The organism is Protofrankia sp. CiP1_Cm_nod3 (assembly GCF_982290655.1).
The window spans coordinates 11,870-16,762 of record NZ_CEVIVD010000102.1 but is presented as its reverse complement, the minus strand read 5'-3'; the positions used below and the strand labels follow the sequence as shown (position 1 = coordinate 16,762).

Below are 4,893 nucleotides of genomic sequence, written 5' to 3'. Positions count from 1 at the left end.
CAGTGTCCCGTGATTCCGGATGGCTAAAGTCACGCTGAGCCATCTTCACTGGTCGCAGGCATGATCAGGACCTCGACCGCGTAAACGGGACAGCATCACGAGACTCCAGAAGAGTCTCGGACGACGCGAGCGTTTCAGGACAGCGGCCGTCTTCGGTGCGTCAACGACCCGAATTGATCAGCTGTTTGGACGGGGCGGCGTCACCGTTGCCGCGCTGGCGGGCCGCGCGAACGCCGCGGATGCCGAGCCAGCCGACCACCGAGCCGATCGCGAGGGAGACGACGGTCAGGACCAGGTGGACGGTGAAGAAGCCGGTCGGGCCGTCGTCCCAGGAACGATCATCCTTCCATATGTTCCGAAGGAAGTTCGGCCAGATCGCCCACGTCCACACACCCACCGCGATCAGGAACCAGGATGCCCGCTTCGAGAGAGTCACCCCACCAGCCTGGCATCCGCGGAGAGCTGTGGTCTCTCCGCGAGGGCACGAGTTCGGACACGCTGATCGTCATAGGCTTTGACAACAGACATAACCCCGGCGGCTTGCCGCCTGAACGGTAGAGGCCATCCGGGGTCTCCGTCAGCCAGTTCAGAAGGCAGCGCACCGATGCCCGGCCCTCCGCCCCTGTCCCGCACCGCTTGGCTCTGCCGCAGGTTGAGTTCCGGGCGGCTCAGCCCCTACGAGCGTTGGCCGGCACTCCCCCGCCGGTCAGCGGCCGAGGGGCCGAGGGCGCTGCGGTCCGCCTCGGCGCAGCCAGATCTGAAGTAGTTCAGATCTGATCGAGCCATGGTCGCCTCCAGCGCGCGAGTCTCCTTTCCGTACAGCGACCTCCTTCGCGAGCCCAAGCGCGTCCTCGCCTTCATCGATCAAGGAGAGGTCGTCGAACTCGCCCGGCGCGACGGCCCGAACCTGCGCATCGAACTGGCGGACAGAGCCGCCGACGTCGAAGAGGCCCTGGCAATCACCGCCCGTATCCTGCGCGCCATACTGCATGAACCCGCCGCCAGGGAGGTGCTCGAAGGCATCCTCACCGAGGTCTTCCCCTGGATCGACCTGCTTCCCGACGACGAGCAGACCGAATGCGTCACCACCCTGCTGCGCAGACTCCAGGCCAGCGCGGAAGCGGGAGTACTCGGGCCTTTTACTCAACTTGTCCACGAGTGGCGCCAGACCGCCGCGATCCACGCCGACCCCCATCTGGTGGCCGAACTGTCCAGGCCGCTCCCGGGGGATGGCCCGGAGTTGATGCCACCACTATGACCCGCCGCGGAGACCGTGTCCCTCGTCCCGCCGATCCCGACAAGTGGGACCTGTACGCCGCCGACAACAACGCGGGCCTCAAACATCCCATCGGCTGCGTGGGACTCGCACCCCGCCCGCCTGCCAGCACCGCGGAGATCAAACGTCTCTACGTACGTCCGACGCATCGTGGCGGGATCGGACGCGTCCTCATGGAACACGCACACCAGCACGCCGCACGACACCGCTTCACCCGCCTGGTCCTCGACGCCCTGCCCACCCGTACGGCCGTCATCAGCTTCCACCGCCGCCTCGGCTACACCGACATCGAGCCCTACGACACCGAATCACCGATCCCCATGATCTATATGCAACGGCCCGTCACGCAGACATAATCATCCACAGATCTTGGCAATTTCTCACAAGTTCGGCCAGATGGCCCACGTCCACGCGCCGACCGCGACCAGGAACCACGAAGCCTGTTTCGACACAATCACCCCACCAGTCCAGCGTCCACGGGCAGCCGTGGTCTCTCAGTACGGGGCGCGAGTTCGGACACACTGACCGCCATAGGGTGTGACCGACAGATATCACTATCCACAGCCACCTGCGAGCGTGTGCCGCGCTGTTCACCAGAACAGACAGAACGCCAGAACAGACAGAACCCCGGTGGCGTGCCGCCTGTGCGGTAGAGGTCATCCGGGGTCTCTTTCAGAAGCATAGAAGATCGGTACGTCGATGTCCAATCCCTTGTCCCCGTCCCAGGCCTCCCGGCTTTCGCCGCGGGCTGAGCCCCGAACGTCTCGGCCCATACGAGCGGGCATGCGGCGATGACATCGTCAGCGCAATCGCCCTCTACGAGTGGAACGGCGCCGTCAGCGCCGGCTTCCACGAGGACCTGGGAGTGCTCGAGGTCGTGCTGCGCAACGCGCTTCACGACCAGCTCACGGCATGGCACCTGCACCGGCACAGTGCCAGCGAGTGGTGGGACGATCCGGCCGGGATCCTCGAAGCCCGGGGACATCAGGACGTCGTGGACGCCGGGTTCAGGATCCGACGTGACGGCAGGATCATCACCCCTGGTCGGGTCGTCGCCGAGCTGACCTTCGGCTTCTGGCGCTATCTCCTGTCCCGACGCTACGAGACGTCCCTCTGGACGCCTGTGCTCCGTCATGCCTTCCCGGGCCTTCGTCCTGCCCGGCGCGCGACCATCTACGACCCGGTCAACAGACTTGTCCGGCTCCGCAACCGCATCGCGCACCACGAACCGATCCACAACCGGCCGTTGGAGCGGATGCACGCCGACCTGCTGCGCGTGGCCGGCTACCTGGACTCCGACGTCCGGGCATGGATTCAGGAACGCAGCCGCGTACCCCGTCTCCTGCTCAGCCGGCCGGTCACGGAAGTACCCGTGCCACGGGAGCCGGCCGAGTCATCCGCCCGGCCTCGCTGACCAGCGCATGTGAGCGCGAACCCGTCCGGGTCAGGTGTTCGTGGCGGCGGAGGGGGTGAGGTAGAGGAAGCCGTAGGCCTCGTCGCGGAAGGGGATGCCGGCGGCGCGCAGGGCCTCGTCCCAGTCGCCGGTGCGGGACGGGTCGGCGCCCTCGCTGCCGTGGTCCGCGGTCAGCAGGATGACGGTGTCGTCGGCGAGTCCGCGGGCTTCCAGCAGGTCGAGGAAGACTCCGAGGCGCCGGTCGGCGTCGGCCATCGACGCCCGGGACTGCGGCGAATACGGGCCGCCGCCGTGATGCCCGGTATCGGTCACCGTGGTGTTCCACCAGGTGAACGCGGGCGGCTCGGCGGCCTGCTCGCCCCACAGCTGGCGGATCTGCGCCAGGCCGAGCGCGTCCACCTGCGTCGACCAGGCGTAGTCCGGGTTGGCGGCGACCCACTCCTGGGTCGCGTGCGGGTCGTCCGCGGCGGACGGCAGATGCTCGCCCAGCCCGCCGGCGCCGGCAGCGCTGTTCATCGCCCGGACCAGCCCGAACGTCGAATACGTCGCGCCTCGGTCGATCGGCTCGTTGACGCAGGCCGTCGACACCCCGGGCCGGGCCGCGGCGATCGCCTCGAACACGGTGCGCACCCCCGGCCGCAGCTGCTCGCAGGCCAGATGCCAGGTGGACGCGTCGTTGGCGACGATCCGCCGGCCGGTCTCCCGGTCGAAGTAGGCGTTGTTGAGGATGCCGTGCCGCCCTGGGCCGACGCCGGTGAGCGCGCTGGTGTGGTTCGCCAGGGTCACGCTGGGGAACTCCGCGACCGCGCCGCCGGTGAGGGCGACGCCACGGGCCAGCAGGCGGGCGACCGCCGGCAGCTCGCCGGCGCCGGCCATGGCCAGCAGGTCGTTGCAGTTCACGCCGTCCCAGAGCAGGCCGACAACATGCCGGGCGCCGGGCACGCACAGTTCCGTCAGGGCCCGGCCGTCGATGCCGAGGTCAGCCGAACCGTTCCGGCCGGCCGGCCCGCCCGCGCCGGCCAGACCGTTCGCGCCGGCCAGACCGGCCAGATCGTTCAAGCCGGTCAGATCGTTCAAGCTGGCGGGGCGGGCCAGATCGTTCAAGCTGGCGGGGCCGGTGAGATCGTTCGAGCCGGTCGGATCGTTCAAGCCGGCGGGGCGGGCCGGGTCTGTCATGGACGCCCCGGCCAGGTAGGCCAGGGTCGGCGCGACGTCGACGACGCGGGCATGCCGGTCGAGCGGCCCTCGTCCGTGGACGCCGGCGCCGGACAGCAGCAGCGGCGCCCGGGACTGGCCGGCGTCCAGCGACCCGTGCTCGCCGAGATGCCCACCGCGTTCCGGCCAGTGATGTGCCGCGCTGTGCACGACGACGACGTCCGGCGAGCGGGCCGGATCGGCGAAGACGGACGCGAGCCGCACCCCGGCGAGCGGGTAGGAGTTGCGGGCGTTCGGCGGCGAGGGGTCCCTGAGCGCCTGCTCCAGCGGGACGCCGTGCATCGGGTCCCGCACGGCCACCGGGTCGCGCCCGCGCAGGACCTCCCAGGGGCCGTCGAGGCCGGTGGTCAGCGACAGCCGCGAGGCGCCGTCCGCGTTCGCGACGTGGAGCCAGCCGTCGTCGACCCAGGCGACAAGATCCACGATCCCGGCGAGCTCCGGCGCGCTGAGGACCGCGGCCGCCGCGGCCACCTCCCCACCGCCGGCCCGGTGAAAGGGCACGCCACCAGGACGCCCGGCGGATGCGGCGGCGGGATGGGAGAAGAGCACGTCACCAGGAGGCGCGTTGAGCACGTCACCAGGAGGCGCGTTGAGCACGTCACCGGGAGGCACGGTGGGCACGCCGCCAGAAAGGCCGACGGACACGGCACCGGGACGGTCGACAGGCACGTCGCCGGGACGGCGTGGGCGGTCACCGTCATACCGGGCACGATCACCGTCGACGGCCTGGCCCTCCGGCGGCTCGACGGCGGTGTCCGCGGCGCCGGGAGCCGCCGGCGTGCCGATCCGGGCCGGTTGGGCGGGCTTGCTGCTGGGCACGACCGAACACTACCGGCACCATCCGTCCCAGCCGGGAACACACGTCGACATCTTGCGATCGCACAGTGAACATGTTTGATCACACTATGGACAACCTGACGTGTCCACACGCCGCGGCTGTGTCGACAGCGACCGGCCGAACGCCTCTACGCCCGGGGGGCGGTGTCGG

General features: G+C 69.6%; 6 protein-coding genes. 3 read left to right on the top strand and 3 right to left on the bottom strand.

Translation table 11 applies throughout. The features are described 5' to 3' along the window. Window positions 1-160: 160 nt before the first annotated feature. Window positions 161-436, bottom strand: a complete 276-nt coding sequence (locus AC5LUJ_RS17560; protein ID WP_047221120.1) for an SCO4848 family membrane protein — start codon at window positions 434-436, stop codon at window positions 161-163. A gap of 348 nt (window positions 437-784) precedes the next feature. Between AC5LUJ_RS17560 and AC5LUJ_RS17555 the strand changes: the two genes are divergently transcribed. Then, complete coding sequence (locus AC5LUJ_RS17555; protein ID WP_250286652.1) at window positions 785-1,258, top strand: hypothetical protein; 474 nt, start codon at window positions 785-787, stop codon at window positions 1,256-1,258. Continuing rightward, complete coding sequence (locus tag AC5LUJ_RS17550; RefSeq protein WP_250286649.1) at window positions 1,255-1,632, top strand: GNAT family N-acetyltransferase; 378 nt, start codon at window positions 1,255-1,257, stop codon at window positions 1,630-1,632. Before AC5LUJ_RS17555 ends, AC5LUJ_RS17550 begins: the two co-directional genes overlap by 4 nt. A 24-nt stretch (window positions 1,633-1,656) precedes the next feature. Here AC5LUJ_RS17550 and AC5LUJ_RS17545 read toward each other — a convergent pair whose 3' ends face one another. Beyond that, window positions 1,657-1,728 (bottom strand): hypothetical protein, encoded by a 72-nt coding sequence (locus AC5LUJ_RS17545; protein WP_493465308.1) that lies wholly within the window; start codon window positions 1,726-1,728, stop codon window positions 1,657-1,659. A 413-nt stretch (window positions 1,729-2,141) separates the two neighbouring features. Between AC5LUJ_RS17545 and AC5LUJ_RS17540 the strand changes: the two genes are divergently transcribed. Then, window positions 2,142-2,690, top strand: a complete 549-nt coding sequence (locus tag AC5LUJ_RS17540; protein WP_250290098.1) for a hypothetical protein — start codon at window positions 2,142-2,144, stop codon at window positions 2,688-2,690. A gap of 30 nt (window positions 2,691-2,720) precedes the next feature. Here the strand turns inward: AC5LUJ_RS17540 and AC5LUJ_RS17535 are convergent, their stop codons facing one another. Further along, a complete protein-coding gene (locus tag AC5LUJ_RS17535) occupies window positions 2,721-4,724 on the bottom strand; it encodes an alkaline phosphatase family protein (protein WP_250290096.1) in 2,004 nt (667 codons plus the stop codon). Window positions 4,725-4,893: the final 169 nt, after the last annotated feature.

Excerpts from the sequence above, each read along its gene's own strand:
- AC5LUJ_RS17555 (WP_250286652.1), top strand. The coding sequence starts at position 785 with ATGGTCGCCTCCAGCGCGCGAGTCTCCTTTCCGTACAGCGACCTCCTT.
- AC5LUJ_RS17550 (WP_250286649.1), top strand. The coding sequence starts at position 1,255 with ATGACCCGCCGCGGAGACCGTGTCCCTCGTCCCGCCGATCCCGACAAG.